Annotated in this window: 16 protein-coding genes; 3 read left to right on the forward strand and 13 right to left on the reverse strand. The window is 64.9% G+C overall.

Annotated features, from left to right (window positions below):
• The 4 genes from EV580_RS15100 to EV580_RS15115 all read right to left on the reverse strand — a co-directional run bounded on the left by EV580_RS15100 (window position 1) and on the right by EV580_RS15115 (window position 6,290).
• Window positions 1-2,577: a two-component system response regulator gene (locus tag EV580_RS15100; protein WP_133691965.1), complete on the reverse strand. Its 2,577-nt coding sequence runs from the start codon at window positions 2,575-2,577 to the stop codon at window positions 1-3.
• A gap of 185 nt (window positions 2,578-2,762) precedes the next feature.
• Window positions 2,763-4,115: an APC family permease gene (locus EV580_RS15105; protein ID WP_208114613.1), complete on the reverse strand. Its 1,353-nt coding sequence runs from the start codon at window positions 4,113-4,115 to the stop codon at window positions 2,763-2,765.
• A gap of 56 nt (window positions 4,116-4,171) precedes the next feature.
• The gene (locus tag EV580_RS15110) at window positions 4,172-5,026 is read right to left on the reverse strand and encodes a universal stress protein (RefSeq protein WP_133691966.1); all 855 of its coding nucleotides are present in this window, start codon (window positions 5,024-5,026) and stop codon (window positions 4,172-4,174) included.
• Window positions 5,027-5,057: 31 nt separating this feature from the next.
• Window positions 5,058-6,290 carry an MFS transporter gene (locus tag EV580_RS15115; protein WP_133691967.1) on the reverse strand — a complete coding sequence of 411 codons (1,233 nt, stop codon included), beginning with the start codon at window positions 6,288-6,290 and terminating at the stop codon, window positions 5,058-5,060.
• A gap of 103 nt (window positions 6,291-6,393) precedes the next feature.
• Between EV580_RS15115 and EV580_RS15120 the strand changes: the two genes are divergently transcribed.
• On the forward strand, window positions 6,394-8,511 hold the full coding sequence (locus tag EV580_RS15120; RefSeq protein WP_133691968.1) for an EAL domain-containing protein: 2,118 nt from the start codon (window positions 6,394-6,396) through the stop codon (window positions 8,509-8,511).
• Between the two features lie 19 nt (window positions 8,512-8,530).
• On the opposite strand, the gene EV580_RS15125 is transcribed toward EV580_RS15120, so the two are convergent.
• From EV580_RS15125 to EV580_RS15165, 9 genes are all read right to left on the reverse strand, one after another.
• Window positions 8,531-9,010, reverse strand: coding sequence for a hypothetical protein (locus EV580_RS15125; protein WP_133691969.1), 480 nt, complete (start codon window positions 9,008-9,010; stop codon window positions 8,531-8,533).
• Window positions 9,007-11,898 carry an MMPL/RND family transporter gene (locus EV580_RS15130; RefSeq protein WP_133691970.1) on the reverse strand — a complete coding sequence of 964 codons (2,892 nt, stop codon included), beginning with the start codon at window positions 11,896-11,898 and terminating at the stop codon, window positions 9,007-9,009. Before EV580_RS15130 ends, EV580_RS15125 begins: the two co-directional genes overlap by 4 nt.
• The gene (locus tag EV580_RS15135) at window positions 11,895-12,341 is read right to left on the reverse strand and encodes an MmpS family transport accessory protein (RefSeq protein WP_133691971.1); all 447 of its coding nucleotides are present in this window, start codon (window positions 12,339-12,341) and stop codon (window positions 11,895-11,897) included. Before EV580_RS15135 ends, EV580_RS15130 begins: the two co-directional genes overlap by 4 nt.
• 176 nt (window positions 12,342-12,517) lie before the next feature.
• The gene (locus tag EV580_RS15140) at window positions 12,518-13,345 is read right to left on the reverse strand and encodes an LLM class F420-dependent oxidoreductase (protein ID WP_133691972.1); all 828 of its coding nucleotides are present in this window, start codon (window positions 13,343-13,345) and stop codon (window positions 12,518-12,520) included.
• 27 nt (window positions 13,346-13,372) lie between these two features.
• Entirely contained in the window at window positions 13,373-15,022 is a 1,650-nt protein-coding gene (locus tag EV580_RS15145) for an acyl-CoA synthetase (RefSeq protein ID WP_133691973.1), read from the reverse strand.
• A gap of 8 nt (window positions 15,023-15,030) precedes the next feature.
• Window positions 15,031-15,660, reverse strand: coding sequence for a maltokinase N-terminal cap-like domain-containing protein (locus EV580_RS15150; protein WP_133691974.1), 630 nt, complete (start codon window positions 15,658-15,660; stop codon window positions 15,031-15,033).
• A gap of 21 nt (window positions 15,661-15,681) precedes the next feature.
• Window positions 15,682-16,632, reverse strand: a complete 951-nt coding sequence (locus EV580_RS15155; RefSeq protein ID WP_133691975.1) for a TIGR03564 family F420-dependent LLM class oxidoreductase — start codon at window positions 16,630-16,632, stop codon at window positions 15,682-15,684.
• Window positions 16,633-16,644: 12 nt separating this feature from the next.
• On the reverse strand, window positions 16,645-17,364 hold the full coding sequence (locus EV580_RS15160; RefSeq protein WP_133691976.1) for a hypothetical protein: 720 nt from the start codon (window positions 17,362-17,364) through the stop codon (window positions 16,645-16,647).
• Window positions 17,361-18,266 carry an NAD-dependent epimerase/dehydratase family protein gene (locus EV580_RS15165; protein ID WP_133692256.1) on the reverse strand — a complete coding sequence of 302 codons (906 nt, stop codon included), beginning with the start codon at window positions 18,264-18,266 and terminating at the stop codon, window positions 17,361-17,363. Before EV580_RS15165 ends, EV580_RS15160 begins: the two co-directional genes overlap by 4 nt.
• A gap of 56 nt (window positions 18,267-18,322) precedes the next feature.
• Here EV580_RS15165 and EV580_RS15170 point away from each other — a divergent pair, with 56 nt between their 5' ends.
• Both EV580_RS15170 and EV580_RS15175 read left to right on the forward strand, forming a co-directional pair.
• A complete protein-coding gene (locus EV580_RS15170; protein WP_133691977.1) occupies window positions 18,323-19,498 on the forward strand; it encodes an acyl-CoA dehydrogenase family protein in 1,176 nt (391 codons plus the stop codon).
• 879 nt (window positions 19,499-20,377) lie between these two features.
• Window positions 20,378-21,472 (forward strand): hypothetical protein, encoded by a 1,095-nt coding sequence (locus EV580_RS15175; protein ID WP_133691978.1) that lies wholly within the window; start codon window positions 20,378-20,380, stop codon window positions 21,470-21,472.
• Window positions 21,473-21,568: the final 96 nt, after the last annotated feature.

Raw genomic sequence — 21,568 nt, forward strand, 5'->3', positions numbered from 1 at the left:
CTAGCCTTCGCCGGTACTCTGATCTGTCCGTCCCACTGCCCAGTGCTTCAACCCTGTGGCAAGGTCATCCGCCTCGATCGGATGTGCATACGAGAATCCTTGCTGCAGAACACATCCTGCCTCCCGAAGCCAGTCGGCCTGCTTCTGATTCTCGACACCCTCGGCGATCAGATCGACCTGCATACAGGCGGCCAGCGCAATCTGACTGCGCACCAACCGTTGCACGCCAGGGTTGTCATCGAGCTGCGCGACGAACGTGCGATCGATCTTCAGCCAATCGACGGGGATGTGCAGCAGGTTGGTCATGCTCGCGTGGTCGATGCCGAAATCGTCTATCGCCAAATTGAATCCGGCGTTGCGGGCACGCCGCAGGGCCAGACGCGCTGGCGCGGGATCACCGTAGAACGTCCGCTCGGTGAGTTCCAGACAGATCGTATCCGGAGGTATCCGGTTGTCTTGCTGCGCGGCGATCAGATCGTCGAGGAGGCTGCCGTCGAGAACGTGATCCGGCGACAGGTTGACATGCAGTTTCAAATCGCTTCGCCCTAGCGATGCAAAGTCCGCGAAGCTACGCGCGACGATCCAGCGGCTCAACGGACGGATCTGTCCCGCGCTCTCGGCCAAGGCGATGATGTCCGTAGCAGGCATCTCTTCGTCGCCGACCCGCCAGCGGACCAGGGCCTCGAGCCCGAAAAGCGCTCCGGTGGCCGAGTTTATGATCGGCTGATAGGCCATCCGGAACTCGGACCGCGCGATGGCGCCGGCCACCTCGGCTCGCAGGTCTACCTTTCCCTGGTGCCGCGACCCGATCAGGTCGGTGTAAAGCACACATTCGTCCAGCCGGTTCTTCTTCGATTCGAACATGGCCATGTCGGCCTGGGACAGCAGCTCCTCAGGCGTGTGCGCACTCCCGCCGAGACACGAAATGCCCATGCTCAGTGAGGGATTCAGAGTCACATTCTTACACCGCACGGGCTCTTCCTGGACCCGTTGCAAGATGCGGTTCCCCGCCGACACGGCCGCGCTGGTCGATGGCACCTCTTCGAACAGAACGATGAATTCGTCGCCGCCGATTCGGCAGACCAGGGCATCGCTGCGCGCCGCAGCCCGCAGTCGCGCGGCGATCTCGACAAGCAACTCGTCGCCCGTGTCGTGACCGTAGGTGTCGTTGACCGCCTTGAACCTGTTCACGTCCATGTACAGCAGCGCCGCGAGTTTTCCCTCGCCCCGCTGGCGGGCAAGCACCGCAAGTCGCTCATTCAGCTGTCGGCGATTGGCCAGATCCGTCAGGGGGTCGTGGCTTGCCAGATGGCTGATCACCAGCTGCGCCTGCTTGATCTCGGTCAGATCGTGGACCACGACCGCCACGTGCAGGTCGACCGAGTCGCCGATGGGCGACAGCGTGATCAGGACATCGACGGGGCGCCGAGCGTTGGGCGCAAACGTCATCTCCATCGAAATCTCTTGGTGCGCCGCAAGGGTGAGGTCCAACTGCTCACGCAACCGGTCCCGATCATGATCGACAGCGAGCTCCACAATGGACTGGCCGATCAACGAGTCGGAGTTGCCACCGAACAGCGCGGTGGCAGCCTTGTTGCAGCTACGAATGGCACCGGTGGCGTCGACGGCGAGGATCGCGTCAGCGGTTGCCTGCATGACCGCGGCGTACTCGGCTTGCACCCGAAACAGGGTCGCGTTGGATATCGCCAATGCGGCGGCGGCCGAAACGCCGCGGAACAACGCGGCTTCGACCTCCGAGAACGGGGGCCCATCGGTTCGACCGACACAGACATAGCCCACGTGCTCACCGCGGGCCATCAACTCCTCGACCAACACCGCCGCATGCGGTGTCACGCCCTTGGCCACACCGGCCACCTGCTCGGCAAGCCACGCCTGCACGGCTTCCGGCGTCCGATCCGAGTCCGGATCCGAGAACGAGTCGTGCCACTCGTTGTCTCGGACCGGGAGGCGCAGGAGGCATTCGGCCCCGAAAATCCTGCTCAACTCGATGACGATGGTCTTCTCCAGGGAGGCCAGATCCAGGCTGCCTTCGGTGAAGATGGTGGCCAGCCGCGCCCGGCGTCGCGCCAGGGCCAATTCCTCCCGCTGCCTGCTCTCGGCAGCACGGGCGATCTGCAGCTGCTGTTCGTGCAGCCGCGCGGCCTCGATCCGGAGCCGGGCGAAGGACCGGTCCAGCTCCAGGAGGGCCTTGACCTTCGCGTACAGCACCGCCGAGGAAACCGGCTTGAGCAGATAGTCGACGGCTCCGAGGTCGTAGCCGCGGTTCAGATCTTTGTCGTCGGCCTGACCGGTCAGAAAGATGATCGGCGTCGACGCCAGCTCGTCGGCTTCCCGGATGAGTTGGGCGGTCTCGAATCCGCCCATACCGGGCATGTTGATGTCCAGAACGATGACCGCGACTTTGCGCTGCAGCAGCGCCGTGAGTGCCTCTTCACCCGAACCCGCTTGTACGAGCTCGCAATCCAGCGGGGTCAGGACTGTGCACAGCAGGTCGCGCAGTCGGGCGTCGTCGTCGACCACCAAAACTGTTTGTTTGCTCTCGATTGCCGCGGGCATGGGGGCGACGCCATCCGTCAGCACGGGGACCGGTGATCCCTCCCGCGCCTCGTCCGGAACAAGCACCCCGACGTCCTCCCCCAAGACCTCTACACGACGTTTCGTACACAATTGTGCGCTCGGTCAGCCCTTCCCAGGACGCCGATTGCGAAGTTCAGTGATTCAGCAAATCGAAGACAGCGGCGTCATTCTTTCCCGTGCTTGATGTGTTCGACGGGTGTGCCCTCCTCGGCCAGCGTCTCTTCTTCGATACGCATCGTCAGCTGCTCGGTGAATCCCTTGGTCAGGACGAGCAGTACGACGATCCCGATCGCCAGCCAGATCCCGCCGTACAGCAGCGCATCGAAATGCAGGTTGATCCACAGCGCCCCGGTGAGCAACATGCCGATCGCCGGCAGGACGATATTGGTGAAAATCTCCTTCGGTGTGCGCCGCTTCTTCATGCGGAAAGCGAAGAACACGATGATGGTCAGGTTCACCACGGTGAAGGCGATGAGCGCCCCGAAGTTGATCATCGAGGAGGCGAATTCGAGGGTGAACTTCACCGCCAGCAATGACACGATCCCGACGATGATCACCGCGTGTGTCGGCGTGAGGAAGCTCGGGTGGATGTAGGACAGGAACCGGCCGAATCGACCCTTGCCGTTACGGCCCATCACGTAGATCATCCGCGCGACGCTCGCGTGCGAGGCGAGGCTCGAGGCGACCACCGCAGCGAGGGCCGCTGACACGAAGAAGACCTTGAACAGCATGCCGCCGACCTTCAACGCCATTTCGGGCAGCGTGTCGTCGGTGACCTCGAAGCCGTCGAGCGTCGGGAACACCGACTGGGCGAACCACGCCGCCGCGAAGAAGATGGCACCGCCGATGAGCAGCGCCAGCACGATCGCCCTGGGCACGACATCCGGGGACTTGGCTTCCTCGGCGTACATCGTGATCGCGTCGAAGCCGATGAACGAGAAGCACACGACGGTCGCGCCGGCGATCACCGCCTGCATCTCCACGCCCTCATGCACGAGCGGGTCGAGGGTGAAGATCGTGCCGTGGCCGACCCCCTTGCTCAGCGCCACCGACGCCAAGACGAGGAAGGCACCGATGAGCACCACCTGGAACACCACCAGGATGCCGTTGACCCGCGACGTGCCTTTCATGCTCAGGTAGTTCAGTGCGGTGATGCCGCCGACGTAGGCGATGACGAAAAGCCATGACGGAGCCGACGGGAAGAACGATTCGAAGTAGATCCGCGCGATGACCGCGTTCACCATCGGCAGCAACAAGTAGTCCAGCAGCGAGGACCAGCCGACCACGAATCCGAAGTTCGGATGGATGGTTTCCGACGCGTAGGTGTAGGCCGAGCCGGCCGACGGATAGACGCGGGTCATCCGGCCGTAGCTGATGGCGGTGAACACCATCGCGACCAGCGCGACGATATAGGCCAGCGGCACCACCCCGTTCGTCTCACCCGAGACGATCCCGAAGGTGTCAAAGACCGTCATGGGCGTCATGTAGCCCAGGCCCAGGCCGACGATGGCCCACAAGCCGAGCGACCTCGACAGATGCGACTTGGGCGCAGATATGCTCGCAGACAAGGCTTTTACCCTTCTTGACGGGGGACGACGACCAGTGGGACATGCAAGACCCGCAGCATCTTCGCCGCCGTCGAGCCGAGGAACAGCCGTCTGGGTTGAGCCAGCCGGCTGGAGCCGACCATGATGAGATCGCCGTCGCGCCAGTCGAGCTTCTCGACCGCCGCCTCCACCGTGGCACCATCGGCGACCACCACCGAGACCGGGAATCCCTGCGGCAGCGAGGACCTGGCGGCGGCCAGCGTTGCCGCCGCGTGGTCGATCGCCTGTTGCCGAATCGCCTGCGGGCCGGTCTCGTTCCTCGAGCCGTACTGGTCCTGCGGGACAAGCGAGACCAGCCGCAACGGAGTCCCCGCTGCGGTACTGACGCGCACGGCGAGATCGAGCAGATGCTCGGCGCCCGGTCGCGTGCCCACCGCGCAGGTGACGCTGCGGATTCGTTCGACGTCCGAGTGCCGCAGGCCCCGCGGTGCGACGACGACGGGGACCGGCGCCGAGTGCAGGAGTTCGTTGACGACGGAGCCGAGGGAGAATCCCCCCGCCAGGCCGCCACCCGATCCGCCGACGACGATCGCCGCCGCGCCCAGGCGCTCGGCTTCGTGGCTGATGCCCTCGGCGAAGGATTCGTGGAAGCTCACGTGGGTGTGCGCGGTGATGTCGTCGGGCACCGATTTCAATGCGTCGTCGAGCCATTGCTCGGCCTGGTCGCCGAGCTCGCCCTGGTATTCCATGTTCAGGGGAACGGGAACCGGCAGCACCGCGCAGATGTCAAGTTCGGCATCGAACGATCTGGCCAGCCGCACACCAAGTGCCAGTGCGTCGGCACCGCCAGGGGTGGCGAGGTATCCGATGAGCAGTCTCACCGGGTCAAATTAGCTGAAGTCCGGACTTTATTCAGAAGTTTGACGTGTTGCTCTCCGCATGATCCGAAACAGCTGGTACGGCAACACGTTTCGAGGATAGACCCCGGATGCCGCGCAGGCCGGCGACGACGGCCGCAGCGGCGCTGAGCACGATCATCGGAGCGGTGGCCCCGACGACAGGCTCGATCGCGACCAGCAGCACCGGCAGACCGAAGCCCAGGTAGGTGACCGCCCAGAAGATGCCGGTCAACGTTCCGCGCAGCCGCGGTGGTGACCGGGTTTCCACATCGACCAGGCCCTGCCGCAGGCACAAGCCGTAGGCGATGCCGAGCACGAGCGCGACGGCGACGAAGACGGCCAGTGCCGGCCTTGGTCCCGCCGCGGCGACGGCGCCGAATCCGATTGCGGCGGCCAGCGCTCCGACTGCCCCGGCCCGCGGACCCCAGGCCCGGCGCCGGGCGATCATCTGGATGACGACACCTGACGTCAGCGTCAGCGCCGCGGCCATCCCTGGCAGCAACGGACCGTTGACGAGGTAGTGCATCCGCTCGACCATTGTCACCATTGCCACTGTCGCGCTGGCGAAAACCCACACCGCCAACGGCAATGCCGCACCGAGTGCGGCCGCCACCCCTTGTCCGGTACCCGCCTCCGCGGGAACATGCGGCCCGGACACGAACGGGGCAGACGCCTCGGCTGCGTGCGTCAGGACGACGCCGGCCAGCACCGCACTGACAGACAAACCGACCGAGACCGCGAACGGGACATCGGCCGGCGCAGTCGTGAATTGGGCGAGCAGCGCGGAAATGACGGGACCGCAACCGAATCCGGCGCTCAGCGACACACCGGCGAGCACCGAACCCGCACCGCCGCCGAGATCTGCGCTCCACGCGGTGCCTGCGCTCATCGCCACCCCGACACCCACGCCGACGATGAGCCTGCCAACGAACACTCCTGTTTGGTCGTGCCAGCAGAGCAACGTGAGATTTCCCAGGCCTGCGACGACGGCACCGGACAGCAACAGAGGCCTACGGCCCCACCGGTCGGACAGTGTTCCGCCACCGAGCAAACCGGGCAGCAAGCCGACCGCATAAATGCCGAATGCGCCGTCAAGCGTTGCCCGGCCAAGTCCCTCGCTGCGAGCCAGCACCGGCAGCAATGCGGTGAAGTGGTTCGCCGCCCAACCCGTGACGAACAGCACCGCCAACACCGCAGGCAAGACGGCACGCTCCCGTGTCGCGGGCTGATCGTGTGCCTGCCCCATCGTTCGCCGCCTCCAGGTCCGTGAAAGTCGCTTCTCGCGCAACAGCGGTATCGACCCTGGCATTCCGGTGCAGATTAGCTGGCAGTGCGGTCTACTAGTGGCTATGCGGTTCGAGGGGGACGGCGAGCCTCTCTCAGACGACGGGCCAGAGATTCCCGTCGAACTTGTCCGTACCCTGTTGAGCCTGCTGCGGAGCCGGCTCGGTCTTGACACCGCCTGGCTTTCCTCCTTTCGCGACGGAATGCAAACGATGGAGGTGCTCGACGGCGATACCGCGGCGGTGAATCTCTCGGCGGGTGACCGAGCGTCACTGTCCGATTCGTATTGCGTGCGGGTTATCGACGGACGGTTGCCCGCGATCATTCCGGACACCGCCGCCAATCAGACGACCGCCGCACTGCCGGTCACCGGCGACTGGAATCTCGGCGCCTACGTGGGTGTGCCGGTGCTCAGCCCTGCCGGCGCGACGGTCGGGATGGTGTGCGCGGTCAGCCGTCACGCCAAGCCATACCTTGCCGATATCGACCTGCGCGTCGTCAGACAGGTCGCCGAGCTCATCGGGACGCTGATCGAGTCCCCGAACAAGGGACCGGATACCACCGCCGCGCAGCGCGCAGCCATCCGAAAAGTGGTGTACCAGCGAGACTTCGAGGTGGTATTCCAACCTGTCCATGATGTGACGTCGGGAAAGGTGATGGGTGTCGAGGCGCTCGCCCGGTTCCCACGCGCACCGTTCCGCCCCGATGCCTTTCTGGCCCAGGCAGCACTGCTGGGTCTGGGAATCGAATTGGAGACGGCCATTCTGGCGCGAGTCATCTCCCTGGTGCCGCGGCTGCCGGAAGAGATCTTCGTCGCGATGAACCTCTCGCCGGGAGCGGCGCTGGTCGCTCCGTGGGCACAGATGCTCGCCGACGTCGACCCCTCGCGAATTGTGCTGGAACTCACCGAACATGACGCCGTCCTGGACTACGGTGCGCTGGACGAAGCCCTCGAACCGTGCCGGTCACGGGGCGTCCGGATCGCGGTCGACGACGTTGGCGCCGGGTTCTCCTCCTTCTCGCACGTGCTGGAGTTGAGTCCGGAGTTCGTCAAGATCGACCAGTCGATCACCCGACATATCGACGTCGACGACGCCCGGCGGCGACTCGCCCACGCAATCGCCGAACTCGCCGGGCAGATGGGCGCGACCGTGATCGCCGAAGGTGTTGAGAGCCAAGGCGAACTCGACACCGTGGCCGCGGTCGGGATCGGGGCGGTTCAGGGGTTCTACCTCAGCCGGCCACGGCCGCTCGGGCACGGCTTCGAGCCCGCCGAGGTCACCGCGGAGCCCGCCGACCTGCTTCACACGGAAGTCGACCTGCTCGGCGAGCGTCGATTCGAACTGGCGCTTGCGCATTCACCGATCGGCATGGCCGTCGTCGGGCTGGACGGCACGTTCCTGCGTACCAATCGTGCATTGCGCGCGATGCTCGGATACAGCAAGTGGGAGCTGGCCGAACTCACGTTCCAGGAGATCACCCACCCCGATGACCTCGATGCCGATGTGACCTTGCTCAAGGAATGTCTGGACGGCCGTCGGCGCTCCTACCGGATCGACAAGCGCTACATCGCGGCGGACGGGAGCATCGTGTGGGGGGCACTGACCGTCGTCATCGTGCACGCGCCCCGAGATCGCCCGCGTTACTTCGTATCTCAGATCGTCGATGTGACAGCCGACCGCATCCGCGAGGCGGACCTGGCCCGTCAGGCCGCCACCGACCCCCTCACCGCGATCGCCAACCGGTCGGCCGGCTGGAACCGCCTCGAACAGCTCGAAGCCAGTGGGGCGGGGTACGGCGTTCTGTTCTGCGATATCGAGCGGTTCAAAGCAGTGAACGATCAGTGCGGACACCGCGCCGGTGACCGGCTACTGGTGGAGGTGGCCTGCCGCCTGCGCGATGCCGCCAGTGACAACGACATCGTCGCCCGTTGGGGTGGCGACGAATTCTTGGTCATCACCGACACCGTCGACGAAAACGAGCTCGCCCGGATGGCCGACCAGATCACCGGCGAATTGGACAGCATGCCGGTCACCCTCGGCGACGGCACGCAGATCCCGGTTGGCGTGACGATCGGAAGCGCGGCCCACGTTGCGGGCGACGGGCGCTCGATCGACACCGTGCTCGATTTGGCTGACCGCGCCATGTACGAGAAGCGGCAGCACCGAAACGGCGGGCGCTAACCGGCGGTGACGACCAAAGTCATTTGCTGCCAACGGCAGTGAACTCGTCGGTCGACTCGTCGTCCAGCACGGCGATATCCCGCAGCTTGCCCTTCATGCCCGCGACACGACGCAGCTGAGCGGCCATGTTCATCGAGGTAAGCATCGGGATGCCGCCGATGAAGGTCCGGAACGACGGATGGCCACCGTCGAGGTGCAGCATGAACAGGCACCCCACCACGTAGAAGAAGCCCATGGTGAACAGCGCGGCAGGGATCGCGTAGGCCAGCGGCGAACGAGCGTCGGCGACCAGTTCGGACGCGTAGTCGAATTCGTCGCGCGTAAGTGGTTCGCGTTTACGGACTTTGGCCAGCACCGCCTTGTGGGCGCCTATCTGGTCACCCATCGGATGCGAGGTCCGCCGTTCCAACCGGGTGATGTAGACGAAGACGCACGTGGCAAAGACGACCGCCAAGACGGCGGCGAGAATGGTCAGATCACCCCACGGGCCGAGGTTCACGTGCTTTCTCCTCTCGTCTGCGTTCGGGCTATCCCGTCATCGTCTTCCCAGAGCAGTAACTGACGAACCGATTCGCGTGTTCCATACGGGCGAAGCATCGAGCTGGCGGGGCGGGGCCGCACCTTCAGCGGCCACCAGAACCACCGGCCCAGCAGCGCCGCGACGGCCGGGGTCATGAACGACCGCACGATCAGGGTGTCGAACAGCAGGCCCAGGGCGATCGTCGTTCCGATCTGCCCGAGAATTCGCAAGTCGGCGAAAATGAACGACGCCATCGTCGCCGCGAACACCAGACCGGCCGCCGTCACCACCGCGCCGGAGCCCGCCATCGCCCGGATGATGCCGGTGTTCAACCCGGCATGAATCTCTTCCTGGAACCGGGATATCAACAGCAGGTTGTAGTCCGAGCCCACCGCCAGCAGCAGGATGATGGCCAGTGCCAACACGATCCAGAACAGGTGGATGCCGAAGATGTCCTGCCAGATCAGGACGGACAGCCCGAACGACGCGCCCAGCGACAGCGCCACCGTTCCCACGATGACGAAGGCCGCGACGATGCTGCGGGTGATGAACATCATCACCAGCAGGATCAGGCTCAGCGCCGCGATCCCGGCGATCATCAGGTCGTATTTCGCACCGTCCTGGATGTCTTTGTAGGTGGCCGCGGTGCCGGCAAGGTAGATCTTGGATCCGGCCAGCGGCGTGCCCTTGACCGCTTCCTGGGCCGCGTGCCGGATCGTGTCGATGTGCGAAATACCCTCAGGCGTAGCGGGATCGCCGTCGTGGGTGATGATCATCCGGGCGGCCTTGCCGTCCGGGGACATGAACAGCTTCATGCCGCGCTGGAATTCGGGGTTGGTGAACGCCTCGGGCGGAAGGTAGAACGTGTCGTCGGTTTTCGACGCGTCGTAGGCCTGGCCCAGCGCTGTGGAATTCTGTAGCGCCGCCTGAGCCTGGGCGTTGATACCCGAGTTGGTGGCGTAGTTGGTCAGGGTCAGATCGCGATTGGTCTGCTGGCTGTCGATCTGCGGCGGGATCAGCGCCAGCAGTTTCGGTTGCAGCGCATCGAGTTTCGCGATGCTGCCCGCAACATTCCCCAGTTGATCGGTCAGCGCGTCAATGCCGTCGAGTGCGTCGAACAGCGAGCGCAGCGCCGCGCAGACCGGGATGTCGTAACAGTGCGGTTCCCAATAGAAGTAGTTGCGCATGGGCCGGAAGAAGTCGTCGAAGTTCGCGATCTTGTTGCGGAGATCCTGGGCGGTCGTGACGGTGTCCTGGAATGCCTTGGTCTGTTCGTCGGTGACATCCTTCGACTGCTGCTGCAGCGAATACTGCTGGCGCAGAATGTCGATCGAATTGTTGATCACACCCACCTGTTTGAGCAGATCGTCGGACCTGGCCTGTTGGAAGGGCAGGTTGTTGATCTGGCCGAGGCTGCCCGCGCTCACCTGGAACGGGATCGACGTGTGGTCCAGCGGCGTGCCGAGCGGGCGGGTGATCGCCTGGACCTGCGCGATGCCGTCACTGTGGAAGACCGCCTTGGCGACGCGCTCCAGCAGGATCATGTCGGTGGAATTGCGCAGATCGTGGTCGGCTTCGATCATCAGCAGTTCGGGATTCAGGCGGGCCTGGGTGAAGTGCCGTTCGGCGGCGGTGTAGCCGACGTTGGCCGGGGCATCGGCCGGCATGTATCCGCGTGCGTCGTAACTGGTCTTGTAGTTCGGCAGGGCGATCAGGCCGATCAGCGCGATCGCGACAGTCACCACCAGGATGGGCCCGGGCCAGCGGACGATCGCGGTGCCGATCCGTCGCCAGCCCTGGGTGCGCATCGGGCGGGCGGGCTCGAACAGGCCGAAATGGCGGCCGATGATCAGCAGGGCCGGGGCGAGGCTCAGCGCGGCGATGACCGCGACCATGACACCGATGCCGGCGGGCACGCCGAGGCTGTTGAAGTACGGCAGCCGGGTGAACATCAGACACAGCACCGCACCGGCGATGGTCAGGCCCGAACCCAAGATGATGTGCGAGGTGCCGTGATACATCGTGTTGTAGGCCGTGACCCGGTCCTCACCGGCATAGCGCGCTTCATGGAAGCGGCCAAGAAGGAAGATCGCATAGTCGGTTCCGGCGGCAATCACCAAGAGCGTCAACAGATTTGTCGAGTAGGTCGACAGCTGGATGATGCCGGCATTGGCAAGCACGGCAACCGATCCGCGGGATGCGGTCAGTTCGATCATCACCGTGAAGATGACGAAGAACACCGTGGTGAGGCGGCGGTAGAGGAAGAACAGCATGACCGCGATCACGCCGATGGTGATCAGGGTGGTTTTCAGCGTGCCGTGGCGGCCGACTTCGAACTGGTCGGTGACCAGGGGCGCGGCACCGGTGACATAGGCCTTCAGGCCAGGCGGTGGCGGGGTGTTGTTGACGATGTTGCGTACCGAGTCGACGGACTCGTTCGCCAGCGATTCACCTTGGTTGCCGGCCAGGTACAGCTGCACCAGGGCCGCCTTGCCGTCGGCGCTCTGCGACCCGGCCGCCGTCAGCGGGTCACCCCAGAAGTCCTGGATGTGCTGGACGTGTTTGGTGTCCTGCTGCAGCTTCTTGATCAGACCGTCGTAGTAGTGGTGCGCCTCGGCACCCAGCGGCTGATCGCCTTCCAGCACGATCATCGCCGAGCTGTCGGAGTCGAACTCGCCGAAGACCTTGCCGATACGTTTGGCCGCCTGCAGCGATGGCGAGTCCTGGGGACTCAACGACACGTTGTGCGATTCGGCCACGGTCTCCAGCTGCGGCACGAAGACGTTGGTGACGACGGCCAGGGCCAGCCAGAACATGGCGATGAGGACCGAGAACCGCCGGATGAAGTCGGCTACGCGCTGGGTCATCCGGACTTGTCCAGGCAGTAGGTGAAGGCGTTCAGGGTGTTGACCGTTCTTTCGTCTTTCACGACGTCGTCGATCTTGATGCGGCAGCCCAGCGAATCGCTGTCACCCTGGGCGGAGACGTTGACGAAGACCGCGGGCTGGGTGGTGGTGGTGTCGTAGGTCCAGGGCAGCGTCACGTTGTCGGCTCGCTGAGGCTGCGCGTTGACGTCGGTGTAGGTGATCGTGGCAACCGTCCCCGGCGGCCCGAAAACCTCCATGACCACGTGCTTCGGGTTGAACGGGACGATGTCGTTGCCCGCACCGCTGGGCGTGGACGTGACGTCGTGGGAGCCGAAGATGCCGTGCAGGCGATAGACCGCGAAGCCCGCCACCGCGACAACCACAACGGCCACGAGCACCATCCAGCGCCTGCTCAATCGGCGTCCGATCGAAACCCGCTGCATCCGTGACCCTTTCGTGAGCGGCGACAGGCGCTGACGGCGACGAAACTTCTATAGGGTGGCTAATCAACTTAGTTGACAGTACGACACGGGACCGTACTCCACAACACTGGGAATGCGGGCATCACCGCCCCCGACACCGTCAGAAATCGGATCTGGGCGGCCCGTTGCGTCGCGATCTAGCCCTGGTAGTCAGCGACCTTCGCGGTGTAGTCGTCGAGCAGTCGCAGCGTCTCGTCGCGCGGCTTCGTCGGCAGCAGCAGGTTGACCAGGCCGTATCCCAGGCCGTCGAGTCCGCGCCAGTAATCCAGGTCGATCGGTGTGCCGAAGGTCGTCAGCCGCACGTCGTGGGTTGCGCCTTCGCGCATCTGCTCGATGCGCCGGCCCAGATGCTCGATCGGAGCCGGATTGGAGATCCAGCCGGCCTGGTGCTGGATCACCCGCCGGACGGTGGCATCGGAATCGCCGCCGATGTATATCGGCAGTGGATTCTGGACTGGCTTGGGCCGCGCATACGACGCGTCGAAGTCGACGTACTTGCCGTGGTACTCGGCGGGTTCGTCGGTCCACAACGCCTTGATGGCCTCGATGCGCTCATCCATCAACGCGCCGCGCGTCTTGGGATCGGTGCCGTGATCCCGCATCTCCTCGAGATTCCAGCCCGCACCCACCCCGAGCGCGAACCGGCCGCCCGAGATCAGGTCGATGCTGGCCGCCTCCTTGGCCGTGATGATCGGGTCACGCTGAATCAGCAGCGCGATGCCGGTGATCAACTCGATGCTGGTGGTGACGGCCGCGGCGGCGGCGAGCGTGACGAACGGATCCAAGGTGCGGTAGTAGATCGACGGCAGTTCCCCACCCATCGGGTATGGGGATTCCCGGCTGGCGGGGATATGGGTGTGCTCGGCGATCGTCAGCGATCCCAAGCCGCGTTCTTCAATGGCGCGAGCCAACGACACCGTATCGATCGTGTCGTCGTTGACGAAGGTGGAGATGCCGAATTTCATGTGGACCACATTGCCACTGTCGGTGGCTCAGGGTTCGACGTTCATCTCCACCAGCACCCGCCGGAGCAGCTTGCCGGTCGCATTGCGGGGCAGATCGTCGACGAAGACCACGTCACGAGGCACCTTGTGGCGAGCCAGGTTGTCCTTGACGAACTGCTTGATCTCCGCGGTGTCCAGCTCAAACCCCGGCTCGGGAACGATGAAGGCGCGCAGTCGTTTTCCGAACTCGGTGTCGTCGACACCGACCACCGCGACCTCGGCGACGTCGTCCCGCGACTCGAGCAGGTTCTCCACTTCTTGGGGGAACACGTTCTCGCCTCCGGAGACGATCATGTCGTCGTCGCGGCCGTCGACGAACAACAACCCCTCGGCGGTGAAATGGCCCATGTCGCCGGTCGACATGTAGCCGTCGATGACCTGCTTGTGCCGGCCGTCGGTGTAGCCGGAGAACGGTGCGCCGTTGCGCACGAAGATCCGCCCGCGCCGGTTACTGCCCATCACCCGTTGATCGTGTTCGTCGTAGAGCACCACCTCACAGGTCACCGGGGCACGGCCCGCGGTGCCCGGGGCTGCCCTCAGTTCCTGTGGGGTGGCCACCGAGGCGATCGCGCACTCGGTGGAGCCGTACATGTTGTAGAGCACGTCGCCGAACAGATCCTGCACTTTTTCGGAGAGATCGGGGCTCAGCGCCGACCCGGCGACCAGGATCACCTTGAGGGAGGACGTGTCGTACTTGGCGATCACATCGGCACCGAGTTCGACGATGCGGTGCAGCATCGTCGGGACGGCGACGAGCATGTCGGCCCGGTAGTCGGCGATCAGCGCCAGCGTGCGCTCCGCGTTGAACCGGCGGGTGGTGACGATCTGGTTGCCCAGGGCGGCGCCGACGGTGTACGTGGCCCAGCCGGTGCTGTGGAAGATCGGCGACATGATGGCCATCGTTCCCTTGCGCGGGAACGGAATTCGATCGATAATCTGCGCCGTCGCCAGTGGTTTCACCGAGTCGCGCGGAGCGCCCTTCGGCAGACCGGTGGTCCCGCTGGTCAGGATGACCGATCCGCCCGATTTGCTCGGCGGCGGCAGCGGCTCAGAGGAATTCGCCGCCAGAATGTCGTCCAGGGTTTGCGCCTGGGCGGGCAATTCGGCGTTGTCGTCGACCCAGGTCAGCACGCGGGGAAGCTCAGCGGGCAGGGCGTCGAGCAGACCGAGGAACTCGCTGTCGTGGAGGACGACGGTGACCTTCTCGCGCTCGCAGACCTCGGCGAACTGCGGCTTGGCGAAGCCGGTGTTCATCAGCACCATGCGCGCGCCGAGCTTGCCGCAGGCCGCCATCGCCAGGACCAGGCCGCGGTGGTCACGGCACAGCACACCGACCACTGCGCCTTCGGAGACACCCAACTTCTGCAGCCCGTGCGCCAGCGCCCACGACTGGTCGTCGATCTGCTGGTAGCTCAGCGTTCCGCGCTCGTCCACGATCGCCGGCAGATCCGCATACCGGCGACCACCCAGGATCGCCATGGTGGCCTGGGGACCGTAGATCCGCGAGTACTTGGCGACCTCGACGGTGGATTTCAGGTCGGTCAGATCGAGGAACCCGGTTTCCATCAGCCGCTTGACCGCGCGGCCGGCCTCACCGACCCGTTGCAGCTTCTGCCGTACCTGGGTTGTCGCGTTCATCGGTCTCCTCAGACTGGAACGAATTCAGCCAGCAGCAGGTTGCTGCCCACCGCGTCGCCCTCTCCCACGAGAGACAGCGGCGATGCCCCCGCGGCTGGGTCAAGAAGATGGGGGATGCGCAGAGCGCCCGCAGTGGTGTGCACCGTCGAGAGGGATTCGGACCGCTCGACGGAGACCACGCCCAAAGGCGTTGGTAGCGGCCCGGATCCCGTTCCCCGCGCCTGAACGGATGTCGCGGCGGTGTGCCTTTCGTCGTCGGCATCGAATTCCAGCGCTGCGGACGCTGTGCCGCCGACGATTGCACTGACGAACGCGGCGACCAGTACCGGATCGCCCACACCGTCGTAGACCCACCGGCGGCCCAGCGCCGAGTGGTCCATCGTGGTGAGCAGCCAGTCCTCGGCGCCCTCCAGCGGCGCTTCCCGGTAGGTCAGCGGCAGTTGGATGCATCGGCCTGCATGCGGGACGATCAGCGCCTCGATACCGACTTTTCCAGCGGGGTCGTCGAATCTGTAGGACAGCGGGGCCGTCGAGCCCGTCTCAGGATCGGCGTCGAACCAGTCGGCCGCCGCGAGCCACTGACTGACGATCTCCGGCTTTGTCGGGCGAAGGGTTGCGCCACGGTGCACGAATGCCACCCGACCAACCTACCGGTTGGGTCACGACGCGAAGTCGTCGACCAACGAGGCGACGAAGGCCTGAGTCCGCTCCTTGCTCCTCCTGCGTTCTTCGGAGTCTCGGCCCAGGGGCACCACGCGGGCAGCGAGGTCGGTGACCCCGGCATCGCGGTAGCTCCGCAGCCGGGCCCGCACCGTCGCTTCGTCGCCGGCGGCCATGGTGTCGCCGACGTCTTCGGCGTCGCCGTGTTCGAGGAGGCGGACGTAGTTGGGTGAGAAGTCGGCGTGCCCGAGCACCTCACTGGCGTAGGCCTTGGCGTCGTCGATGTCGCGTTCGTTGCACAACGCGACCGGGACGCCGGCCACGACGCGGGCGGTCTCGTTTCCCGCGGCGGCGGCCAGCGTGGGCGCGACGTAATCGCCGATGGCCCGTTCGTCGGCCATCCACAAGATCGTGCCGCCGGCGCGTTCGCCGGCGATCTTGAGCATCGCGGGTCCGAGGGCCGCCACCAGGACCGGCACCGTTTCATCGCTGACGTCGATCGGACTGTGGACGCGGTAGGAGTCGTTGTCGGTGTCGACTGTGCCCGGGCCGTGGAAGGCGGCGGCGAGGACGTCGAGGTAGTCGCGGACGAGCTTGGCGGGTTTGTCGTAGGGCAGCCCCAGCTGATCGCTGATGATCCAGTGATGCGACGGGCCCAGACCGAGAGTGAACCGTCCGCCGCAGGCCGCCTGGGTGGTGAGTGCCTGCTGGGCCATGATGAGCGGGTGGCGGGTCTGTATGGGGACGACCGCCGTGCCGATCTCGATGCGGTCGGTGGTGTGGCCGAGCAGTGCGACGGCGGTCATCGCGTCGAGGTAACCGGGCACCTGCGGAATCCAGAAGGACGCGAAACCCTGTGCTTCAGCGGTCTTTCCGTCGTCGAGTAGGCCGTCGAGCCGGTCTGCTCGCGCACGTTCCTTGTCCGAGCCGACCATCAATCCGATGCGCATCAGATGCTTTCCTTACGGCACATAGCGGTCCCACTCGTGCGGGACGATGGGATGGAACGGCGCAGCCAGCAACGGTTCCCTCTCGTGCAGTAGGGATTTCATGCGGTGGCCGACGGCGACCGGGTCGTCGTCGAGGAAGCAGTAGGTGAGGTAGTGACCGACCGGCGCATTGGCCAGCGTCGGATCGACGTCCCGTGTCGTGGTGGTCCACACGCCGGCGACGCCGTCGACATCGCGCAGATCTATTGGTTCGTCTCTTTCGAGTAGCAGGTACACGCCCTTGATCGGCCACCACGGCAGGATGTCGGCGCCGACTTTGACTCGTCGGGCGGCGGAGCGGGTCGCGACGTCGTAGACACCGCGCTCGACGGGCGGCAGCAGCGGCATCTTGCGGCCGGCGTCGCCGAGCGCGTGGGAGAGCTCGAGGAATCCGTCGAGTCCGCTTGGCGCACTGAAGAAATACGTCATGACGTGGTCGATCTCGTCGTATTTCTCGTGGCTTGCCGCACGCGCCGCACGGCATTCCGGTGTGGACACCAGACGCAGTGAGGCGCGCACCTCGTGGAGCCGATGTTGTTCGGGGCGGTGGTCGAGGGTGTGCCAGCGCAGGTAGTCCGCGTCAGCGCCATCGGGATGGCGACGGGCCATCGACACGAACAGCGTGGTGATGTCTCCGTTCCCGGTTTTCAGGACGCCGGGCGTCTCATCGGAGGGATTGCCGGGCAGGGTCATTCGGCTCCCAACGTCAGATCCGGGTGGCGGGCTTCGATCATGCGCCGGAATCCTTCTCGCCAGGGCACTTTCGTCGCGCCCAGCACTTGGTGCATGTAGCTGACGTCAGGCCACAGTGGGGTGTGGGCGTCCGTCGTGTACTCGAAGACGGGCTCGACGCCCACGAGCTCCCCCAGGTAGGCGCAGTAGTCCTCGACGCTAACAGTCTCGCTGCCGGCCCAGTTGACGACGACCGGCGGGGTGCCGGCGACCTCCATGGCCCGAATCCCGAGCTCGACGTAGTCGTCTTCGTAGATCGGGTTGTAGTTGTTGGGCTTGTCGGGATACAGCCGGATGGGCTTGCCCGCCAGCATCATCTGCAGCCGATCGGCGGGAGCGCCACCTTCGGGGCCGTAGGTGGAGCAGATCCGGATGATCGTCAGCGGGATGCCGTAGTGCGTGGCGATCCAGGTGCAGAGCTGCTCGGCGGCGACCTTGGAGAAGCTGTAGTTGGCCCGCAGTGGCACACCGGGCGGGTCGTCTTCTCTGAGTGGGCGTTGGCCTTGGTAGGCATAGATGGAGCCGGTCGAGCAGAAGACGAAACCTTTGGCCGTACGGCAGTGGTAGAGCAGGTCGCCAGATTTCTGGGCGTTGGTGTCGACGGCGTTGGGCCAGCTCTCGGTGCCCGGGTCGACGGCGGCGTGGAAGACATAGGTGAAATCGTCGGGCAGCCCCGCGAAGTCGCCCGCGCTGATGTCCAGGGCCAGCGGCGTGATGCCTGCGGCGGTCAGGCGGTCACGATCCTTGTCCTCACGCAGCCGGGCAGCACCCCACACCTCGTTGTTGCGGGCCAGCGCACGGGCGATCGGAAAGGCGATCTTGCCGGTGGCGCCGGTGATGAGGATCTTCTCTGCGTCGAGCATCCCCTCAGTCATAGCGCACCGCGCCATGAATGTTAAGTACTTGATATGTTGGGTCGGTGCAGCTGACCTTCGACCCCGATGTCGAGGCGTTTCGCGCGGAGTTCGTCGAGTTTGTGGACCGGAATCTGCCAGCGGAGGCCGACACCGTCGAGCGGTCCCGGTCGACGTCGCACGTTCCGGAGTGGGCACGGCGCTGGCAGCAGCTGCAGTTCGACCACGGTTGGTTGTTGCCGGGCAACCCGCCGAAGTTCGGCGGACGCAACGCGAGCGTGCTGCAGCAATTCGTGCATCGCGAGGAGTTGGCGCGGCGGCGGATCTATCACGTGTTCAACCCCCAGGGCGTCGGAATCATCGCGGCGTCGCTGCTGTCCTTCGGCACCGACGAGCAGAAGCAGCGGTGGGCGGTACCGATTCTGCGGGCGGAGATGACCGCATCGCTCGGCATGAGCGAGCCGGGTGCGGGTTCGGACCTGGCGGGGCTGTCGACGCGAGCTTCGCTGGACGGCGATCACTTCGTGGTGAACGGGCAGAAGGTGTGGACCTCCGGGGCGCACGACGCCGACGTGATCCTCACGTTCGTTCGCACGGATCCGGATGCGCCGCGGCACAAGGGAATCAGCGCGCTGTTGATTCCCACGTCGACTCCCGGTGTGGTGTGCCGGCCGTTCCCGTCGGTGCACGACCGGACGGTGCTGGACTTCAACGAGGTGTTCTTCACCGATGCGCGAGTACCCGCATCGAATCTGGCGGGCCCGTTGAACGAGGGCTGGAAAGTGGCGAACGGCTCGCTGGGGCACGAGCGGACGATGATGTGGATGGCGTTCGCGAATCGGCTGGAACAGCTGCTGGAGGACTTCAGGCCGGTGGGCGATCTGAATCGCGATCACTACGCGTCGATGGTGATGGACTATTACGCGCTGCGGCTGCTGGGTTCGGCGGCGGTGAGCCAGGCGTCTCGCGGCGAACGCGACGTGCCGGCGGTGTCGGCGCTCAAGGTGCTGGGATCGGAGGCCGAGCAGAACGCCGCGCGGTATGCACTTGAGGCGGCGGGTTCTTCTGGCCTTGTCGATCCCGCCCTGACTGCGCCGTATAACGCTTACGGCCCAGAGCTTTTCACATCGAGCTGGTTCGCGCGGTACATCACCAGCTACTCGGGGACGATCGCCGGCGGGACGTCGGAGATTCAGCGGAACATCATCGCGCAGCGGGTATTGGGTTTGCCTTCGCGGTGACCAGTACGACTGACGACGCGGACGACGGCACTGTGCCGGTGATCGTGGGGTCGGATAAGAAGCACTACAGGAGACCGGACTAGGGTCGCTTCACTGCCGACAGATGGACACAATCACACATGGTCCGCCGTTGAGGCTCTATGGGCCACAGGCATCTACGTCGGCGCCCATGAAGTGCTTGCTACCAGACGAAATGGGGCGTCGGCAGGCTAGATCTAGGTGCGCGGTGAACCAACATCGAGATGCTGATTTACTGCCCCAACAAGTGCCTGCAACTCGTCGATGAGTGCATCACGGGCATCGGGAATCCGGTCGCAAATCGACAGGATGGCTTCGGCGCGACCCACCGCTCTTGCGAGCTCGAAGTCAGAACAGCCGGTCGACACCGCTTCCGAAGCGTTCTCGGGATCATCGCCTGCCGCTTGATGTGCAAGGACGTCCGTCCGTAAAAGATGAGCGTTCTGTTCGTAGTGCTTCAGCCTCGCCCGGGAACGCCGGCGTTCGGAGTCCGCGAGCTGACGGCATTGGGGAGAGCAGTAATCCTGCCGGCGGCCCCGCGCAAGCCTTCGTTGGAACTCTGCCCGGCACTGTGGGCGAAGACAGACCGCGGTGACGGTTTCGGCACGCGACGGCGGCCTCCCGCGGCGGGGCGATCCCGTCGCGGGAAAGGACACTACCCGACTGCTCATCGTGATCCGTATAAATCGTGGATAAAAATTGGATCTAAAATACCATATTACCTGGTTATTTAGGCGCATTTCGTGGCGTTGAGGGCAGGTTAACGCGCCGAGTTATGCACGAGTAAATCGTGTGTCATGGGGATAGTTCACACTGAAACCACCAGAGACGGCCTCGTCAGCGGGCAGAGGAGTAGACACGGTGGCGACAGACAACGCGATGCCTCGACTGGCCTTCGTGTCTGCAGCGATCCCTGGTTTGGACATCGAGCCGATGATCGCCGGCTTTGCGGGAACTCACGGCGACGCAGTCGTCGCCGCGCCGCGCACCGGTGTCGCAAAGCTCCCACATTCCAGTGGCTACGTTCTCATCGTCGACGCTGGCTGCTGGCGGACCCAGTCGGCTACCACACAGGAACCAACCGATCTCGCTGGTGGTTTGCCCATCCTGGACGTCGAACAGTGGGCCGACGCTGTCGGGGACTCCTGTGGGGCACAAGCGGTACTGACCCCAAGCCTGCATGTCGACGCGGGCCGATGGGACGTGCTCACGGCCGTCATTCGAGCCAATCCGGCCGTCCTACCGGCCCACGTCGTCGCGCTGCTGCCAATCCATGCCAGCTTTCTCGATCCGCCCAATGTTGAGAGCTTGATCACCGCGATCCGTGAAATCGGATTCACCCGCGTCGCCTTCACGTTCACTGGTAGCCGACTTCCCTTGGCGCACAAGGACCGTCTTCGCGGGTTGCGCGTGCTTGTCGGCGCGCTGCCTGACTGCTGGATCCTCGGGGTCGATCCCCTAACGGCTGCAGACGCGCTCGCCCATGGCGCGGCGGTTGTGGGTGTGGGGTGCAGCGCGAGTCGACGGCATCCTGCGGCACCTGGGGACTCGCGCGCAGGCGGCTTTTCGGTTGGCTGGCTGCCAGGGATGTTCGAGCCGACCTTGCTCGAGCACCGAAGCCCGCGCATCTACGCGGATTGGTATGCCAATAGCCACAGTGGCGCCTGCGCGCGGTGCGGCCTTGACCCCGACGGACTAGTGGGTGTTGATGCCCACCGCCAAGCGGTGATTGCACACAACCTCCACGCGACCCACGACTTCATCGGGGATCTCCTACTTCGCCCGCCAGCCACGCAGCGCCACTACCTATCCCAGCGCCTTCTGTCCGGAGTGGAGGCTCACCTCAGTTTGGCGCCGCTGTCGGCCACGCTAGCGGTAGACCCGACACTGCGTGCGTTATGTGAGCTCGATGATCGACGGGGCCGACGGATGACGCCACGCGGCGCATGGACGTAGCAACCTTGTAGGCGTACTCATGGAACGACCAGCCGGCGGCTTTCCAGGCGCGGCGCCGAAACGGCCTCGGTGCGATCGCCTCGGTCCAATCGGGCT

This window comes from Mycobacterium sp. BK086 (assembly GCA_004362315.1).
GTDB lineage: Bacteria > Actinomycetota > Actinomycetes > Mycobacteriales > Mycobacteriaceae > Mycobacterium.